The 17,165-nt window shown below is 63.6% G+C and carries 15 protein-coding genes and 1 pseudogene; 4 read left to right on the plus strand and 12 right to left on the minus strand.

What is annotated here, in order from left to right:
• Positions 1 to 7: 7 nt before the first annotated feature.
• The 9 genes from J5251_RS08500 to J5251_RS08540 all read right to left on the minus strand — a co-directional run bounded on the left by J5251_RS08500 (position 8) and on the right by J5251_RS08540 (position 9,235).
• Positions 8 to 1,699: a dipeptide ABC transporter ATP-binding protein gene (locus J5251_RS08500; protein ID WP_244250854.1), complete on the minus strand. Its 1,692-nt coding sequence runs from the start codon at positions 1,697 to 1,699 to the stop codon at positions 8 to 10.
• Positions 1,696 to 2,583 carry an ABC transporter permease gene (locus J5251_RS08505; protein WP_208575764.1) on the minus strand — a complete coding sequence of 296 codons (888 nt, stop codon included), beginning with the start codon at positions 2,581 to 2,583 and terminating at the stop codon, positions 1,696 to 1,698. The genes J5251_RS08500 and J5251_RS08505 overlap by 4 nt, the downstream gene beginning before the upstream one ends.
• Positions 2,580 to 3,536: an ABC transporter permease gene (locus J5251_RS08510; RefSeq protein ID WP_208575765.1), complete on the minus strand. Its 957-nt coding sequence runs from the start codon at positions 3,534 to 3,536 to the stop codon at positions 2,580 to 2,582. The genes J5251_RS08505 and J5251_RS08510 overlap by 4 nt, the downstream gene beginning before the upstream one ends.
• The gene (locus tag J5251_RS08515) at positions 3,533 to 5,062 is read right to left on the minus strand and encodes an ABC transporter substrate-binding protein (protein ID WP_208576087.1); all 1,530 of its coding nucleotides are present in this window, start codon (positions 5,060 to 5,062) and stop codon (positions 3,533 to 3,535) included. The genes J5251_RS08510 and J5251_RS08515 overlap by 4 nt, the downstream gene beginning before the upstream one ends.
• Positions 5,063 to 5,164: 102 nt before the next feature.
• Positions 5,165 to 5,635: a thioesterase family protein gene (locus J5251_RS08520; RefSeq protein ID WP_208575766.1), complete on the minus strand. Its 471-nt coding sequence runs from the start codon at positions 5,633 to 5,635 to the stop codon at positions 5,165 to 5,167.
• Entirely contained in the window at positions 5,632 to 6,603 is a 972-nt protein-coding gene (locus J5251_RS08525) for a 3-hydroxyacyl-CoA dehydrogenase NAD-binding domain-containing protein (protein WP_208575767.1), read from the minus strand. The genes J5251_RS08520 and J5251_RS08525 overlap by 4 nt, the downstream gene beginning before the upstream one ends.
• Before the next feature lie 5 nt (positions 6,604 to 6,608).
• Complete coding sequence (locus J5251_RS08530; protein ID WP_208575768.1) at positions 6,609 to 7,496, minus strand: 3-keto-5-aminohexanoate cleavage protein; 888 nt, start codon at positions 7,494 to 7,496, stop codon at positions 6,609 to 6,611.
• On the minus strand, positions 7,493 to 8,362 hold the full coding sequence (locus J5251_RS08535; RefSeq protein WP_208575769.1) for a TetR/AcrR family transcriptional regulator: 870 nt from the start codon (positions 8,360 to 8,362) through the stop codon (positions 7,493 to 7,495). The genes J5251_RS08530 and J5251_RS08535 overlap by 4 nt, the downstream gene beginning before the upstream one ends.
• 246 nt (positions 8,363 to 8,608) lie before the next feature.
• Positions 8,609 to 9,235 carry a flavin reductase family protein gene (locus tag J5251_RS08540; RefSeq protein WP_208575770.1) on the minus strand — a complete coding sequence of 209 codons (627 nt, stop codon included), beginning with the start codon at positions 9,233 to 9,235 and terminating at the stop codon, positions 8,609 to 8,611.
• A gap of 140 nt (positions 9,236 to 9,375) precedes the next feature.
• On the opposite strand from J5251_RS08540, the gene J5251_RS08545 reads away from it, so the two are divergent.
• A complete protein-coding gene (locus J5251_RS08545) occupies positions 9,376 to 11,085 on the plus strand; it encodes a flavin-containing monooxygenase (RefSeq protein ID WP_208575771.1) in 1,710 nt (569 codons plus the stop codon).
• Positions 11,086 to 11,125: 40 nt separating this feature from the next.
• On the opposite strand, the gene J5251_RS08550 is transcribed toward J5251_RS08545, so the two are convergent.
• Entirely contained in the window at positions 11,126 to 11,887 is a 762-nt protein-coding gene (locus J5251_RS08550) for an IclR family transcriptional regulator (protein ID WP_208575772.1), read from the minus strand.
• 67 nt (positions 11,888 to 11,954) lie between these two features.
• Here J5251_RS08550 and J5251_RS20320 point away from each other — a divergent pair.
• The 3 genes and pseudogenes from J5251_RS20320 to J5251_RS08570 all read left to right on the plus strand — a co-directional run bounded on the left by J5251_RS20320 (position 11,955) and on the right by J5251_RS08570 (position 15,379).
• Positions 11,955 to 12,860, plus strand: a pseudogene (locus J5251_RS20320) (alpha/beta hydrolase).
• A 170-nt stretch (positions 12,861 to 13,030) separates the two neighbouring features.
• Complete coding sequence (locus J5251_RS08565) at positions 13,031 to 14,011, plus strand: ABC transporter substrate-binding protein (protein ID WP_208575775.1); 981 nt, start codon at positions 13,031 to 13,033, stop codon at positions 14,009 to 14,011.
• A 123-nt stretch (positions 14,012 to 14,134) separates the two neighbouring features.
• Positions 14,135 to 15,379, plus strand: coding sequence for an FAD-dependent monooxygenase (locus J5251_RS08570; protein WP_208575776.1), 1,245 nt, complete (start codon positions 14,135 to 14,137; stop codon positions 15,377 to 15,379).
• A gap of 250 nt (positions 15,380 to 15,629) precedes the next feature.
• Here the strand turns inward: J5251_RS08570 and J5251_RS08575 are convergent, their stop codons facing one another.
• On the minus strand, positions 15,630 to 16,328 hold the full coding sequence (locus J5251_RS08575; protein ID WP_208575777.1) for a cache domain-containing protein: 699 nt from the start codon (positions 16,326 to 16,328) through the stop codon (positions 15,630 to 15,632).
• 2 nt (positions 16,329 to 16,330) lie between these two features.
• Positions 16,331 to 17,068, minus strand: a complete 738-nt coding sequence (locus tag J5251_RS08580; RefSeq protein WP_208575778.1) for a FadR/GntR family transcriptional regulator — start codon at positions 17,066 to 17,068, stop codon at positions 16,331 to 16,333.
• Positions 17,069 to 17,165 lie beyond the last annotated feature (97 nt).

Consider the following 17,165-nt stretch of genomic DNA (forward strand, 5'->3'; position numbering starts at 1 on the left):
GTGATCCTTAGAAGGTCGGGACGTTGGCCAGCAGTTCGCGGGTGTAGCTGTGTTGCGGATTTTTCATCACGGTGTCCGTGGAACCCAGCTCGACCAGCCGGCCGTTTTGCAGGACGGCCATCCGTTGCGAGATATGGCGGGCCAGCGCGATGTTGTGGGTGACGAAGAGCATGGACATGCCGGATTCGTGCTGCAGGCTGCGCAGCAGGTCGATGATGGACGCCTGGACGGACACATCGAGTGCCGAGGTGACTTCGTCGCAGACCAGCAGGGACGGTGCATTGACCAGGGCCCGGGCGATGGCTGCACGCTGGCGTTCGCCACCGCTGAGGTCGCGCGGGCGGCGGTCCAGGTAGCTTTCGCCGAGGCGGACCTGGTCGAGCGCTTCCCGTACCCGCCGCCGTCGTTCTTTGCGGCCCATTTTGCCCGACATCTGCAGGGGCATCTCTACGGATTCGCAGATGGTACGGCGCGGATTCAGTGAGGAGAACGGGCTCTGGAACACATACTGGATGCTCTGTCGCTGCTCTGCAGTGCGTGCGCGGGTGCCCGCCGCAAGAGCACCGCCGTTCAGACGCACGCTGCCTGCGTAGTCGTCATTCAGTCCGGCGACGCAGCGTGAGAGCGTTGTCTTGCCGGACCCGGATTCGCCGAGCAGCATCATGGATTCGCCCTGGCCCAGTGTGAAGCTGATGCCGTCCAATACCTGGTTGCTGCCGTACGCCAGCCGCAGGTCCGCAACCTCCAGCAGCGTCCGCTCCCGCGCGGCAGGTGCCGCCTGGGCAGGGCGGGCTTCAGTAAATTGCCGGTCCACCACGGGCTGCTCGCCGGTGATGGCCGCAACCCGGCCCAGCCGCCGTTTACCGGCCAGATCCGGCACCGACGCGAGCAGCTTGCGGGTATACGCGTGCTGTGGTTGGTAGAGCACCTGGGACGTGGGTCCCTTCTCCACCACCTCGCCGGAGAGCATGACAACGACGTCGTCCGCTATCTTGGCTACCACCGCCAGGTCATGGGTGATGTAGAGCCCGGCAACGTTGTGCCGCTCGGCTAACTGGGCGATGGTGGCCAGGACCAAAGCCTGCGTAGTGACGTCCAGTCCCGTGGTCGGTTCGTCCAGCACCATCACAGCGGGCCGGCAAGCGAATGCCATGGCAATGCCAACCCGCTGTTGCTGCCCGCCGGAGAGCTGGTGGGGATACCGGCGTTGGTAGGACACATCGTTTTCCAGGCCTACCTCCGCCAACACCTCGGCGGTGCGCGTGCGCCGGTCCGCCTCTGAGGAGCCGTAGCCGTGGACCTGCAGTACCTCGAGGATCTGGTCGCCGATCCGCATGGCCGGATTGAGGGAGAGTGCGGGGTCCTGCGGGACATAGGAAATGGCACCTCCACGCAGTTTCCGGCGGGCGGACTCAGGCAGATCGAGGATATTTCCGTCCAGGACTGTCTCAGCGGCGCCGGCGAGCCGGACGGTTCCACCTGTGTTGACCAGTCCTTGGCGGAAGTGGCCCATACAGGCCAGTCCCGCAGTTGTTTTGCCGGACCCGGATTCCCCCACCAGGGCCAGGACCTTACCGGGGCGAAGCTCGAAGGACACCCCATGCAGGATTTCGTCGCCCGAGGTGGTGGCGATCCGCAATTCCTCCGCGCTGAGGACGGGCATCGTTATTGTTGTGTCTTCCCGGACCGAAGTGCTCATTTGCTTGCTCCCACGCTGGAGTTGGCCGCGGCGCGGGCCAAGGAATCGGTTATGAGGTTGGTGCCCACGGTGAGCACGGCAATGGCCAGCACCGGCAGCAGCACGCCCCAAGGCTCGAGCACCAGTGCAATCCGGTTCTCATTGATCATCAGGCCCCAGTCCGCGGTGGGCGGTTGCATGCCCAGTCCGAGGAAGGAGAGCGAGGCTACCGCCCCAATGGAGTACGTCATCCGGAGGCCGAGCTCCACCATCAGTGGACCGGTGATGTTGGGCAGTACGTCCTGGGCCAGGATTTTCCATTTCGGCACGGCATACATTTCGGCGGCCCGGATGAAGTCCTCGGTGATCACATCCACCGTCGCCGAACGCGTGACCCGGGCAATCCGGGGCGCGTGCGTGATACCGATGACCGCCACCAGTACCCACCCCTGCGGACCGAGGACGGTGATGGCCAGCAGCGCAAAGACCAGCTGCGGCAGGGCCAGCAAGACATCGTTGGTCCGCATGATGATGCTGTCTACGCGGCCGCCCTGATAGGCGGCGGTCATGCCTGCCAGCACGCCCAGCGACATGCCGAGCAGGGTAGCCAGGCCGGCGTACGTGAGCAACCGCAGCCCACCGTCGAGGAAACGGGAGAGGACATCGCGGCCCAGATTGTCGGTGCCGAAGACCCCGTCGGGCTGGAACGGGCGGCCGGTGAACTCCGTGCTGGTGTGGCCCGTAGCCCAGGGCAGCAGCAGCGGGCCGAGGAGGGCCAAGAGCACGACGGCGGCGGTCAGCGCGACGCCGATCTTTGCCTGCCGCTGACGGAACAGCCGGCGGAGGAGGCCGGGCGGGGTTTCTACTTCGCGGGCAATGGCCTGGGGTGTATCAATGACGCTCATCGCGCGCCCCCTGTCCGTAGTTTCGGGTTGGTGAGAATACCGACGACGTCGGCCAGCAGGTTCACGACGATGTACACCGCGGCGATCAGGATGGAGAGCACCTGAACCACCTGGACGTCCCGGTTGGTGACCGCGTCTACCAATGCCTGCCCGATGCCGGGGTAGCGGAAGAGGAACTCCACGACCACAACTCCGCCGGCCATCCACGCCAGCTGGATGGCGATCACCTGGGCCACGGGGGAGAGCGCGTGCGGCAGGGCGTGGCGCAGGATGACCTGCCGCTCGGGAACGCCCTTCAACCGGGCCATCTCCACGTAGCCGGAGTCGAGGACCTCCATCATGGTCGCACGCATCATCCGGGCGATGTAGGGCGTAACCATCAGGACCAGGGTCATAGTGGGCAGGACCAGTTGGAGCGGATAATTCCAGACGGGTTCTCCGGGCGGAGCCATGGTGACCGACGGCAGGATGGCGAACACCGTAGTGGAGAAGAGCGTGATCAGCGCGATGCCGATGACGAACTCGGGCAGGGCCGCCAGAACCAGGCTCGTGCCGGTGACCACGTGGTCTCCGGTGCGGCCCTGGCGAAGGGCGCTGTAGGTCCCCACGAGAAGGCCCACGGGGATGCTGATGAGTCCGGCTGCGGCCAACAGGACCAGCGAGGCGCCGATACGTTCCCCGAGCAGGTCCGTGACCGGCCCGCCGGACGCTGCGGAGACACCAAAGTCGCCGGTGACCAGGCCGCCGAGCCAGGACAGGTACCGCTGCCATGCGGGGTCGTTGAGGTTCATCTGCTCGCGCAGGGCGGCGAGCCGTTCCGGCGTGGCCTGCTGGCCCAGAATCGCCTGCGCGGGATCACCGGGCAACAGCAGGGTTGCGACGAAGACGAGTATGGATACGGCGAGCAGGATGAGCACACTGGTGCCCAGCCTGCGAAGGATGATCGGGGTCATGACGCGTTGCCTCCTAGCCAGACGCGGCGGAATTCGAATCCTGAGAGGGCCAGACCGGTGCGGTTCGGCACCAGGCCGGCAACATACTGCTGGTACGCATCTGCCTGGTTGGCGTGGCCCCAGATGATGTAGCCGCCCTCGTTGTATTCGATCTCCATGGCCTGGGCGATGAGCGCGTTGCGTTCCTGCGGGTCCACGGTGCCCGTTGCCTTCTTCACCAGGGCGGTGAACTCGGGATGGTCCCAATGGGTCTCATTAAAGGGCGAGGTGGGCAGCGTGCTGGCGTTGACCTGCGGCAGGTAATTTCGGGTGTAGTAGAAGTCCTGGGCGAAGTCCCACTGCAGGTAGCTGTCCCCGAAAAACGTGGTGACATCCACTTGCCGGATCTTCACGGTGATGCCGGCCGCGGCCGCCTGCTGGGCGAAGACCTGCGCGGCTTCCACGGCGCCGGACTGGATGGGCGCGGTCACCAATTCGACCGTGAGCCCGTCCGGATAGCCCGCGTCGGCGAGAAGTTCCTTGGCGCGGGCAATATCCTGGACGCGCTGTGGCAGATGGGAGGGATATCCCGGGTCGAAGGGAGAGTACATGTCGTTACCGAGGCTGCCGTTGCCGCTGAGTACCTGCTCGATCATCTGCTGGCGGTCAACCACCAGCCGGAATGCCTCACGGACCCGGTTATCGTCGAAAGGCGGCCTGTCCACCCGCATGGTGAAAGGCATCCACGCGCCCGTCTCCGACTGCAGGATGCTGATCCGCGGATCGGCGTCGATGACCTCCAGTAATGCCAGCGGGATCTGGCCAATGGCATCCACCTGGGTTGAGAGCAGCGCGTTGATCAGGGCGTCTTCGTCGCTGAAGTTCAGGATTTCCAGTTCGTCCAGGTAGGGCTCGTTGTCCCGCCAGTAGTGCTCGTTGCGCACGAAGACGCTGTTGCGTCCGGGCGCGAAGGACTTGTATTTGAACGGCCCTGTGCCCACCGGATTGGCCGGGTCGTAGTCCGCGGGGACAATTCCCAGTGTGTACTGGCCCAGTGCATCGTCGAACGCCGCGTTGGGACTGTTCAGCCGGAATTCCACCCGATGGTCGTCAATGATGACCACGTCGTCGAGGATGGCCAGGGCTGCAGCGCCGCTCTTGGGATCATCCGGGTTGATGATCCGCTTGAAGCTTGCGGCTACGTCCTTTCCGGTTACCGGCCGGCCGTCATGGAACAGGACGTCGGGACGCAGATCCACCGTCCACACCAGGGCATCGGGAGACGGCGTGACCTTGGTGGCCAGCAGTGGTTTGAGTTCGTAGTTTTCGTCCCGGTAGACCAGGGACTCGTACAGGTTTACTACCCGCGCGATATCGGTAGTGCTGACCGAGGAGTGGGCGTCGAGGCTGTCTGCCGCTCCGCCGCCGGCCAGCCCCACGCGGAGGCGGCCGCCGGGCTGCGGCGGTCCTGTGGGTGCGGCAATTACTGAGGTCTGGCTGGCACCGCAGGCGGACAAGAGCCCACCCAAGCCAATCACCAGACCCATTCCCAGCACACGGCGCCGGGTCGGATGGAGCGCTGGGCCGCCGGAGGGCAGGCTGCGCATGGGGGATGCTTCCACGGATCCTTCTTTCTCAGAGGGGAACGGCTAGGAGCTGACGGTCCTGCCGATCCAGTCCGGGGCCTCATCGTCGAGGCCGGCCCGGTATCTGCTGATGTTCTCCAGGACGGGAGGAGGGAACGCGCTGCTTCGGCCGCTGCCCTGGTCCACATGCAGGGCCAGCAGCTCCTCGGTGGCGATGAGCTTCCCTGCACTGAGCATTTCGTGGGCCAGATGGAGCTTCTTCGCTCCACCGCCGACAATCTGCGTGGTGACGGTCAGTTCCGCGCCGAGCCCCGTCTCGGCCAGATACCTGACATGTGCTTCAACTGTGTAGAGGGAGTTTCCGGTGGACTGCCGGTAGGCTTCGCCCATTCCGAGCCGGTCCATCACCTGGTCCGTCGCGAAGCCGAAGACCAGGACGTAAAACGCTTCGGAGAGGTGTCCGTTGTAATCGATCCACTCCGGCAGGATGGTGCAGCGGTAGGCGGGCAAGGCCGATACCGCCGTGTTCGTCATGGTTTGTCCGCCTTGAGCGCGGCAATCACGTTGCGGACGGCGATGATGGCCTGGTCCCTCTCGACGATCAGCTCTGCGACGGACCTGCCGTTGGCCTCTTCATCACATCCCGCGATCACCGCGTTACGCAGTTCGGAGGTCAGCTCGGGGGCGTCCAACCTGGTCCAGGGCGATTTCAGCGAAGGGCCGAAGTGGTCGAGCATATGGGCCATTCCGCCTTCACCTCCTGCGAGGTGGAAGGTCAGCATCGGGCCTTGGATCGGCCAGCGCAGACCCGGGCCATCCGTAATGGCCAGGTCGATCTGCTCCACTGTGGCCTCGCCGTTGTCCACCATGTGCAGTGCTTCGCGCCAGAGGGCTTCCTGCAGCCGGTTGGCAATGAACCCGGGCACCTCGCGATCCATCGTGATCACGGATTTGCCGATGTGCTCGTACCAGGCGGAGGCCCATTTCACCGCGCTCGCAGAGGTGGCTTCGCCGCCGGCTACTTCGACCAGCGGAATCAGGTAGGGCGGATTGAAGGGATGCCCGACCACCAGGCGCGATGGGTTGGCTGCCTCGGTGGCCATCTCCGTCATGCCGTAACCGGAGGTGGAGGACGCAATAACGACGTCGGGAGCCGTCACCGCGTCGATCTGCGCGAGCAGGGAGCGCTTCAGGTCCAGGACTTCAGGAGCGCTTTCCTGCACGAATCCGGCTCCGGCCACCGCTTCGGCCAGGTCCGTGTGCACCCTGATGTTGTCCTTCGAGGCATTCGGCGCCAAGCCCAGCTCCGTCAGGGCGGGCCACGCCGCATCGATCAGTCGGCGCAGCTTCGGCTCAGCATCGGGGGAGGGGTCCCACGCCTGCACCCGGTAGCCGCGGGCCAGGAAGTACGCGGCCCAACCGCCGCCGATGGTGCCGATGCCCACACAGGCAACGGTGCCGACGTCGTTCATATCAAGTGGAGTGAACTCAGCAGTGGTCATAGGATTCAGGCTTTCTTCTCGAGCTTCAGGATTTCGCGGGCTTCGTCGGGGGTGGCCACCGCGGCACCGAGGTCATGGACAACCGCGATCGCGCGTTCGGTCAGTTGGGCGTTGGTCGCCTTCACGCCCTTGCTGAGGTAGAGGTTGTCCTCCAGCCCCACCCGGACATGGCCGCCGAGCAGCACGGACTGGGCTACCCACGGGAGTTGGTCGCGTCCGATGGCGAAGGATGTCCACTGCGCACCCTCCGGCAGCATGTTGACCATGGCCTGCAGCAGGCCCGGGTTGGTGGGTGCACCGTAGGGAATGCCCATGCAGATCTGGTACAGCGGCGGCGGGGCGATCAGGCCCTCTTCGACCATGATGTTGGCAAACCACAGGTTGCCGGTGTCGAAGATTTCCATCTCCGGTTTCACGCCCAGTTCCTTGATGCGCTCGGCGCCTTCGCGGAGCATATCCGGGGTGCTGATGTAGACCTGGCTGCCCTCGCCGAAGTTGAGCGAGCCGCAGTCGATGGTGCAGATTTCCGGCCGCAGTTCTTCCACATGTGCCAGGCGCTCGCGGGCGTTGACCAGGTCGGTGCCAGGCAGCTGTTTTGTCGGCTCGCCCGGATCCAGCAGCAGGTCACCGCCCATGCCCGCTGTCAGGTTGATGACAGGATCCACGTCGCTCTTACGGACCAGGCGGACTACCTCGCGGTAGAGCGCTACATCGCGAGACCCCTGGCCCGTCTCGACATCGCGGACATGGATGTGGACCACCGAGGCACCGGCCCGAGCAGCGGCGATTGCGTCGTCGGCGATCTGCTGCGGCGTGACGGGCACGTGCTCGCTTTTACCTGTGGTGTCGCCGGCGCCGGTCAGGGCACAGGTGACGATGACCTTGCGGTTCATGCGGAACTCCCTTGCGATAGGACGATGTTGCGGTCAATAAAACTTTCGATATGGCTGTACATCTGATCTGCAGTCAGAATCCCGGTCAGGACCTTGATGCCGAGGCCGTCCACCATGCTGGTCAGCTCCATGGCGAGCTGGTCGGAGGGGATGTCTACGAAAACGCCGGATTCCTGGCCCTGAAGGATCGCGTCTTCGACGGTCTTGTACCAGCGGCGGTAGCCCTGCGCGTGGTTCTCCTTGCCGGAACCATCAACTGCCACGTCTGCCCAGGTCTGCAGCCAGATGGAGAACTCCGCGCTGCCGCGCTCGCCGGCGGGTAGCTGGAGTTCGATCAGCCGCTTGAGCCGGCGGACCGGATCCGTGATGGTGTGCAGTTCGGCGATCTGGCGGTCGAAGGCCAGTTTGATGGAGTAGCGCAAGGTTTCGGCAAAGATTTCGCGCTTGGTCGAGAAGTAGTAGTGGATTGCGGCTGTGCTCATGTCGCAGGCGTAAGCGATATCGGCGATGCGGACCGCGGAATAGCCGCGGCGGGCCAACAGCCACCAGGCCGCCTCGATGATGGCGCGCCGTTTCTGGGCGTGCTCGCTGTCCTCCCGGTGCTTGGTCGGGAGGATCCTGGCCGGAGGCGGCACGGACGGACCGTGCGTTTCATCCGACCCGGACAGCAGCCAGTTGACCGTAACGCCGGTAATGTCGGCCAGATCCGTCAGCTCCTGCGGGTGGAAGCGCCGGGTGCCGTTGAGCGCCTTGGACAGTTTGGTCTCGTCCAAACCAATGTGGTGTGCCACCTCACGTTGCGCCATTCCGGAGTTCTTGATGGACTTCCGGACGCGCTCTGTGACCTCCGTCTCAGTTGATGTCATGAGACGAAGTTAGTCGGCTTTTGCGATTATGGCAAGGCCTTTTAACTCGAAGTCAGAAATTGCGATTTGCCCTCGAGTCATGGCGGCGGGAGATGAGTGCGTGACCGCATCCAACAACCCCGGTGACGTCCACTTAGTCAAGGACAGCGGCGGCCTGCGGTAGATGCTAGTCGACACTGCTTCCAGCGAATCCAGGCGTGGCGCAGGATACGTTGCCGAACGTGCCGGCAGAACACCAGCTTGGGGTCAGAGCGCGGATCCGGGACGGAAGTGCCCGGGCCAGTCCGCCTTGCGGATCCGCTTGATTTCGCGCACCTCGCCCATGGTTCCCCATTCGTCCAGTCCTAACCGGGACAGCGGTGCGAGTTGGTCTATCCGCGCGTGCGTTCCGTCCAGAACATCTGTCGTCACCACAGCATGGGTCACGACGCCGAAAACCAGCGTGCAGTCGCCCATCGGCATCATCTGGTGGAGCTTGCATTCCAACGCCACCGGCGACTCCTTTACCCGGGGCGGCTTGACCGTGAAGCTTGGCTCACGTGTCAGGCCCGCGGCGTCGAACTCGCTGACGTCGGGCGGGAAGTTCGTTCCTGTCGCGTTGACCTCGGCCATCAAATGGGTGGGGGTCAGATGGGCCACGAATTCCCCCGAGGCCCGGATATTGCGTAACGAGGCCTTTTCGCCCACGGACGTGAACTGGACCACCGGCGGATTTACCGAGGCAGCGGTGAAGAAAGAATGCGGAGCCAGATTGTCCACGCCCTCTGGTGAGGTACTCGAAACCCAGGCTATGGGGCGGGGAGCCACCACGGCGGTCAACGAGCGGTAAAAATCGGGTGACGATGTTTCTTCAGGGCTAATGTCCGTGCGCATACCTACGCGATAACCACCGCAGTTGGAACTTCGTGCAGACCGGATCGATCTCCCGGTCACTGAGAATCTCACTGTGGTGCGCGTCTCCGACTTCGGATAGTGGAGGCAAGTCATTCGACAGTCCCGCTGAAGGAGTCATCATGCAGAACGCTGCGCAAACCAGCCCACAAAAGTACGACGCCGTGGTAGTGGGCGCTGGCCTGGCCGGTGTCTACGCCCTTTACAAGCTGCGGAAGCAAGGATTGTCGGTCAGAGTTCTCGAGACCGGCAGCGGAATCGGTGGTACCTGGTACCACAACCGCTATCCCGGTGCCCGGTGCGATATTGAATCGCTGGACTACTCCTACTCCTTCGACAATGAACTGCAGCAGGATTGGAGCTGGAGCGAACGGTACGCCTCGCAGCCGGAGATCCTGCGGTACATCAACCACGTGGCGGACCGGTTCGACCTACGTAAGCACATTCAATTGGATACCAAAGTCATTTCAGCGATCTTCGACGAAGCTACGAACACGTGGGCCGTCGGTACCGACGCAGGTGAGCTCTTCGAAGCGCGGTTCGCGGTAATGGCTACGGGCGTATTGTCCGTTCCCCAGGTCCCGTCCACCACGGGTCTGGAGGACTTCCAGGGAGAGTGGTATCACTCAGGGGACTGGCCGCACGAGGGCGTGGATGTCCACGGCAAGCGTGTCGGAGTAATCGGCACGGGCTCGTCAGGAACGCAGATGATTCCCATTCTCGCGGACCAAGCCGATGGGCTGCTGGTGTTCCAACGGACACCCAACTTCTGCATGCCCGCCCAGAATTATCCAATCAAGCCGGAAGTGGAACAGGAATGGAAGGCCACCTATCCGGAGCGCCGCGCGTTCGCCCGGCAGTCTGGCTTCGGGCACAACCAAGTGACCAACCCGAAGTTCGGCAAGGAAGTTTCGGCGGAGGAAAGGCTGGCAGAACTGGAGAACCGCTGGGACTTGGGCGGCCTGTATATGATGCGTGCGTTCAAGGACATTCTGGTGGACAAGGAAGTTAATGACGAGGCTTCCGAGTTTGTCCGTGGGAAGATCCGCAGCATCGTTGCCGACCCGCAAACCGCTGAAGCGCTTTCCCCTCGAGACCTGCCGATCGGCACCAAGCGGTTGTGCTCCGGCACCGGATACTACGAGACGTTCAATCGGGAGAATGTCACGCTGGTCAACGTCAAGGAGTCGCCGATCGACCGGATCACAGCCACCGGAGTACGTACCACCGACGCTCATTACGACGTCGACATCCTGGTCTTTGCTATCGGTTTCGACGCGATGACCGGCGCCCTGAACCGGCTTAACCCGGTGGGCCGGGGAGGCCGCCAGTTGCGCGACCACTGGGCCGCCGGACCGCAGACCTACCTCGGCCTGACGGTTAACGGATTCCCCAACATGTTCATCATTGCAGGCCCCGGCAGCCCCTCGGTGTTCAGCAACATGGTCACGTCCATCGAGCAGCACGTGGAGTGGATCGCGGACGCCATCGCCCATCTGGACGGCAACGGATTCGACACCATTGAAGCCAGCCCGGAAGCGGAAACCGGATGGGTCCGCCACGTAAACGAGGTTGCCAACATGACCCTTTACCGCGAGTCGAAGGCTACCTGGTTCTACGGCGCCAATATCCCGGGCAAGCCGTTGGTTTTCATGCCGTATGTCGGTGGTGTAGGTAATTACTGGAACCGGATTACTGCACTGGCCCAAGCCGGATACACAGGCTTTCTGCTCGACGGCCAGGAGAGCGGATCCGAGGCTGCTGAGGCCGTCGAGATCGCCGACTCGCTCCACGTGACGGAGCCGGAGGAAAAGGCGGCAGTTCGTGCCTAGCCAAGCACCGCCGTCGTTGTTTGTAGAGAGGAAGCGCCGGTTACCGGTGGGACGGGGACCAGCCCAAGGCCCGGGAGATGCCGGCGGCCGCTATCTGCACGGCAGGCAGCGCCATTCTTGGCGTCTTGCCGTCGTTGGGCAGAAGCACGGAGAGCGCGGCAATCACCTCACCCTCGGCGTCGCGGACGGGCATGGCGATGCCGGAGACGCCTTCGTCGATCCATCCGTCCATCCGCGCGTAGCCCTGACGCCGGATCTCTGCGAAGATCCGGCGGAAATCGGCCGTTGTGGACGGCGTGAAGCGGGTGTACTGCGGCACCTCGGCAGCCAAGATCGTTTCCTGCAGTTCACTCGAGCCGAACGCCGCCATGACCAAGCCAGGGGAGGCGACCACAGCGGGCAGCCGGCCGGCAACCCTGGTGATGTTGACGACGGCGTCAGGAGCGGACAGTCGTTCAATGTAGAGAATGTCCGTGCCGTCCATGACGGAGAGCTGGGTGTGCTGGCGGATGGCGTCCTGCAGGTCCTCCATGAAGGGCAGTGCGGTATTTCGCAGGCTCAATGTCTTGGACTCGCGCGAGGCCAGCTCCCACAGCCGCACTCCGGTCTGGACTCCGCCGTCGGACTTGTCCAGGAAGCCCACTTCGAGCAACTCGTTGACCAGACGATAGGTGCTGGCTGCGGGCAGCCCGGTCCGGCGGACAATTTCAGCAGGGGTCAACGTGGACTTGCCTTTGTCGAACGCTTCAAGGACCTTCACGATCCGGCTCAGTCCGGTTTCACCCGGCGTGGTTCTCTTCACAACATCATGGTGGCACAAAGGAGGAAGACGGAAGATGGATAGCAAGCTGCAGGCTCTGCTGGCCTCGATGCTGGAAGCAGGCCGCCGGCCGGTCAACGATGGAACACCCGAGCAAGCGCGCGCCCAGCTCGCCGCACGGAAGCAGGTTCCGGGCCGTGAACTTCACCGGATCTTCGACGACGCCGTCACCACCTCGGGCGGGACGGTTCCGGTCCGCGTCTACCTCTCCGAACCGGATGCAGCCGGCACTCTTGTCTATTTTCACGGCGGCGGCTGGGTTATGGGCACTTTGGACAGCTTCGACAATGTGGCTCGCGAACTCGCCTTCTACAGCGGAGCCCGCGTGGTCAGTGTGGACTACAGCCTGGCCCCGGAAAACCCCTACCCGACGGCCCTGCACGAAGCCATCGATGCCATTGAGTGGACCGCGGAGCAGTTCCCAGATGGACCGCTCGCCGTCGCCGGGGACAGCGCTGGCGGAAATTTGGCCACGGTGGCAGTGCGGAAGATCCAGCAGCGCAACACCGTGGGCATCTGCGTCCAGTTGTTGATGTATCCAGTGACCGACAGCGACGCCCACCGGGCGTCCTACTTGGAGGAGCCGCCGGTTCCCACCTTGTTGTCGGGTGGCGAGATGAGCTGGTTCTGAGACCATTACGTGCCGGACGCTGCGGCACGGCAGGCGGCGAAGGTCTCCCCGTTGCGCGCCGAGTCTCTGGCCGGAATGCCTCCCACCGTCATGATTCTGGCCGGCTACGATCCGCTCCGGGATGAGGGCCTAGCCTATGCCCGAAGGCTGGAGGAACACGGCGTGCCCGTCGAGCTAACCATGTTCGAGGGCATGTGCCACGGTTTTGTGGGGCTGACAGGAGTGATTGAGCAAGCAGGGCAGGCATTGCAGCTGGGCGGTGCGTCCGTTCGAAAGCACGTCCTCAAGGCCGGAGGTATTCCGCAAGCGCCGATCGTGATCTGAGTCACGGAATAGATTCCCGGTCACCGGGAATCCGGGTGCGGGAGGCGGGCGTGAGCACCCACGCTGGTAGAAGTTCCGCAGAACAGCAAAGTCCGGCCCTCGTGGCCATCAGTTGGGGCCGCTGATGCAGGTGGTGGCATCCGCGGGTAAGAACAAAATTTGGAGGAAACATGAGAGTTAAGGCTCTGAAGAAATGGGCAGGGGTCGGCATGGCGGCCGCATTGGTTGCCGGTCTTGGTGCATGCGGCTCGGACGGTGAAACCGGCACGCCCGCCGCCGGCACTGGTGACGCACCGGAACAGGCGACTATCGTCGTCGGCACCCAGACCTTCGCCGAGCTGGCACCTTTGCACATGGCCATCGAGCAGGAAATCTTCGAAGACCACGGTCTGACCGTGGAACTGGCAGACTCCACCGGTGGCGGCGCGGGACTGATCCCGGGCATGGTGGCCGGTGATATCGACGTGGTGTACAGCAACTATGTCTCCTTGATGCAGGGTGCTGACAAAGGACTGCCGCTGCAGGTCATCCGCGAGAACGACCGTCCCGGCGTGCAGGCGCTGTACGTCACGCCGGAAAGCGGGATCAAGGAGCCCGCGGACCTGGCCGGCAAGACCATCGCGGTCAACGGCCTGGGCAACATCATGGAGCTGACCTCCCGTGCGGTGCTTGAATCCCACGGCGTTACGGACGCCAAATTCGTGGAGATCCCACCGCCCAACATGGAGGCCGCGCTGGCACAGGGCCAGGTGGATGCTGCCTGGCTGGTTGAGCCCTTCGTGACCATCGCTACCGGCACCATTGGCGCCACGCCCGTGGTCAGCGCTTTTGAAGGACCTACCGAGAACGTCCCGGTGGCCGGCTGGGCCGTGCGGACGGATTTCGCCAAGCAGAACCCGAAGACCGTTTCCGCCTTCGTGGACGCGATGGACGAGGCCATGGCCATCGCCGTGGAGGACGAGCAGGCTGTCAAGGACTCCCTGCTGACCTTCACCGAGATTCCCGAAGAAGTGGTGGCCAAGCTGAATCCCATCTCCTTCGCCGAGAAGTCAGATTTCAGCAAGCTGGCGGATCTGAACGAGATCATGCTGGACCAGGGCCTCATTGAGAAGCCAGTGGACCTTGAGGTGTTTGTCGCCGAAGTCCAGTAGTTTCTTGCGTCGAGAAGGGTGCGTTGCCGCTGCGAAAGGTGGCGGCGCACCCTTCCGCTCGGGACAAAATGAAATCAGGACTTGCGATACCGGAAGCAGCCAAACAGTCCGAGGACGCGCACCATGAATCTGTCACCTCAGCACGGTAGTACGCCAAGTGGACCGCGCATCGCAGTACTTGGCGGCGGCATCGGCGGACTCGCCGCGGCCGCTTTCCTGTATAGGGCAGGCTTGCACGCCACTGTGTTCGAGCAGGCTCCGGCCCTCGGAGCAGTGGGCGCCGGCCTGGTTGTCTCGCCCAACGCAGTGCGCCTGATCCGCAGGCTCGGCCACCTCGAGTCCTTATTGGAGAAAGCGGTCCCGCTTGAGGTGGGCTGGGAATTCCGTCGCTGGGAAAGCGGCGAGGTCCTCTCAGCTGAGCAGCTCACCGGCCGATGCGAGGAGCTCTACGGTGAACGAACCTACGTGGCTCACCGCGTTGATCTGCTGGAGTCCCTCATAGTTGCAGTGCCGGAGGAATGGCTCCGTCTCGGAAAGCGCTGCATCGGCGTCACGCAGTATTCGGAGGTCGCGGAGCTAAAGTTCGATGACGACACTACCTTCAGCGCCGACGTTGTTATTGGCGCGGACGGCGTGCACTCGGTGGTCCGCGGCGCAATAGCCGAAGCCGAGCCCGCACAGTACTCGGGCATGTGCGCGTACCGGGCGATCGTACCGGCTGAAGCCGCCCCCGAGTTCGCCCGCCGCCCCGCACAGACGCTGTGGATTGGGCCAGACCATCACCTAGTGCACTACCCGATCTCCAGCGGCACGGCAGTCAACCTGGTCGCCTTTGCCCCGGCCGGCGACTTTACTGAGGAATCATGGAGCACCAAAGCAACCATTGAAGAGTTCCTCGATGAATTCGCCGGCTGGGATCCACGGCTGACGGACCTTATCAGAGCCGCAGGTATACCCGGGCGCTGGGCGCTGTTGGACCGTGCCCCGTTGACGCAGTGGTCGCATGGCCGGATCACGTTGCTTGGCGATGCCGCCCATCCGATGTTCCCATTCTTTGCCCAAGGCGCCGCCCAGGCCATCGACGATGCTGCTGTTCTGGCACAGTGCCTGACATTGGACCCGGATAACCCGGAAAATGCGTTGAAAGCCTACGAACAATTGCGCATCGAACGGACCACAAAGGTTCAACAGCTCAGCCACGCCCGTAAGGACATCAACCATCTGCCGGATGGTCCTGCTCAGCAGGAGCGCGACGCCGCCCTGGCTCAAGGCGATCCACTGGTCAAGAATGCCTGGCTTTACGGCTATGACGCTGAATCATGGGTCAAGGAAGAACATGCCCCGACTGCGGGCCCAGAGCGAGACTGAACAGGGCGGGATCGGCCTATTAGTTTGCGGTCAGGACAGAGCGTTAGGACAACTGGTATCCATCTCGCTCGATTGCCGGACACCGACCAGCTTGCGACCTTCTGCTGCCGGCTCCTGGGCAATGTAGAAGCGTTCGCCACCCCGGATCGCGGCGTCGTCGCACTCTCTGGAGCGGGTCCCATGCTCACGTTGATGCGCGTCGACAGCTATGTCCCGCCCTCCTGACCGGAAGGTCCGCAGCACCAGCAGGTCAGAGCGGCAGCGCAGAGCTCCAGATCTTGAACCGGTTGCCCACCGGGAACTCACCGGCGTCGTCGTCCTTTACGGCCAGGTCGCCAGCGCCCAGAGCAGGCGAGGTGCAGGCGATGGTGCGGCCTTCCGTATTCACCAGTGCAGCGTTGGGGCCAATGGTGCGTAGGATCGGTTCGGCTTGGTTCTCCAGCGTTTGCACGGTGATATCGATGCCAACGATCCCGGCTATGGGCCCGGCCGCGTCAACCAGAACCGGATGGGTGAAGGTCAGCACGTACTCGTCGGTGCAGAGAAAGTCCACATAAGGCCCGGTGACATGTGGCCGGCCGGTCTGTACCGGAATCCGGAACCACTCGCTCTTCACATACCGGCTCATGGAGTTGGGGCTGAAGTTGGCCAGCGCGTCCACGCGCTCAAGCTCAGGTCCCTGCCACCAAGCAATGTAGCTGCGGTTTGGTCCCATGAGCCCGGCGTTGGCGATGAAGCCTGCGCCCGCAACCTCGGGCGAATGCTCTTGGAGCAGGGCTTCGACCGTGGGCCTGACCAGCCTGTCGATAGCTGTGCCGTTCGGCTTGCCGGACAAAGCTTCCAAGCTTCGTCCGAGTTCAGCGGCCCATCCTTCGAGTCCGGCTTCTATTCCGGTCACCAGGGTGCTGATCTCCGCGACAGCCTTGTCGATGTTGGAGACGATGGTCATGCTTATCTGCCTCTCTCGGCGAGCAGCCAGTCAGTAAGGGCTGACACCAGGTCTTTGGTCCGCAGTTCTGCCTGTTCGCCGTCATGGATCTCGATGGCTTCGGCCAGCCGTTCCCGCAGCTTGGCGGACTGTTCCCGGAAGTCCCCGTCGGCGAAGGGCAGCAGCGTCACCGGTCCGTATTCCGCTTGGATCCGCAGCAGCTCCCGGGCAAGCCGGGCGGAGCGGGCTATGGCCGCTACCTCCAACAGGAATTCGGAATCGGCCAGGCGCCAGGCGAGTGGATCGTCGTCGTTCTCCGGCCGGATGTAGGAGCGTAGCGACTCCATGTCGGCAGCATCGGATCGGCGCGCCGCGACGCCGGCGCAAGCCACGGCGATGGCCCGGTAATGCAGACCCAGATCGGCCAACTGTACGCGGGAGAATTCCCGCAGCCGTTCCAGCGCCCGATCCCGCGAAGGCAATGCGTTGTCGGCGATGAAGCTGCCGCCGCTGCGACCACGCGTGGTCCGGATGACGCCGCGGGCCCGCAGGTGGGAGAGTGCTTCGCGCGTGGTGACGGCAGAGACACCCAAAGCCGCAGCGAGTTCCGCCTCGTTCGGCAGGCGCTGACCGCTGGCCAGCAGCCCGGTTTCCACCGCGAGCTCAATCCGGCGGCTCACCTCGTCCACCAGGCCGCCGGATTTGATCGGAGAGAACACGGCAGCGAGGCTTCGTGAGGCGCCCAGCGGCGACAGCGACATCGGTTTCCTCCCGCCATTATTCCTGTGGATCATTCCCCGCCGATCCAACCAGTGCGGGACCGTGCTCTTGGCAAGCGTATCGGGAAGTTTGTGCCGG

Origin of the sequence: Arthrobacter crystallopoietes (assembly GCF_017603825.1) — a bacterium.
GTDB lineage: Bacteria > Actinomycetota > Actinomycetes > Actinomycetales > Micrococcaceae > Crystallibacter > Crystallibacter crystallopoietes_B.

Bases quoted from the DNA above. Each gene is read 5' to 3' on its own strand.
- J5251_RS08575 (WP_208575777.1), bottom strand. From the start codon at position 16,328: ATGACCATCGTCTCCAACATCGACAAGGCTGTCGCGGAGATCAGCACC.
- J5251_RS08545 (WP_208575771.1), top strand. From the start codon at position 9,376: ATGCAGAACGCTGCGCAAACCAGCCCACAAAAGTACGACGCCGTGGTA.
- J5251_RS08565 (WP_208575775.1), top strand. From the start codon at position 13,031: ATGAGAGTTAAGGCTCTGAAGAAATGGGCAGGGGTCGGCATGGCGGCC.
- J5251_RS08505 (WP_208575764.1), bottom strand. From the start codon at position 2,583: ATGAGCGTCATTGATACACCCCAGGCCATTGCCCGCGAAGTAGAAACC.
- J5251_RS08525 (WP_208575767.1), bottom strand. From the start codon at position 6,603: ATGACCACTGCTGAGTTCACTCCACTTGATATGAACGACGTCGGCACC.
- J5251_RS08570 (WP_208575776.1), top strand. From the start codon at position 14,135: ATGAATCTGTCACCTCAGCACGGTAGTACGCCAAGTGGACCGCGCATC.
- J5251_RS08515 (WP_208576087.1), bottom strand. From the start codon at position 5,062: ATGGGTCTGGTGATTGGCTTGGGTGGGCTCTTGTCCGCCTGCGGTGCC.
- J5251_RS08580 (WP_208575778.1), bottom strand. From the start codon at position 17,068: ATGTCGCTGTCGCCGCTGGGCGCCTCACGAAGCCTCGCTGCCGTGTTC.
- J5251_RS08530 (WP_208575768.1), bottom strand. From the start codon at position 7,496: ATGAACCGCAAGGTCATCGTCACCTGTGCCCTGACCGGCGCCGGCGAC.
- J5251_RS08540 (WP_208575770.1), bottom strand. From the start codon at position 9,235: ATGCGCACGGACATTAGCCCTGAAGAAACATCGTCACCCGATTTTTAC.
- J5251_RS08510 (WP_208575765.1), bottom strand. From the start codon at position 3,536: ATGACCCCGATCATCCTTCGCAGGCTGGGCACCAGTGTGCTCATCCTG.
- J5251_RS08520 (WP_208575766.1), bottom strand. From the start codon at position 5,635: ATGACGAACACGGCGGTATCGGCCTTGCCCGCCTACCGCTGCACCATC.
- J5251_RS08500 (WP_244250854.1), bottom strand. From the start codon at position 1,699: ATGAGCACTTCGGTCCGGGAAGACACAACAATAACGATGCCCGTCCTC.
- J5251_RS08535 (WP_208575769.1), bottom strand. From the start codon at position 8,362: ATGACATCAACTGAGACGGAGGTCACAGAGCGCGTCCGGAAGTCCATC.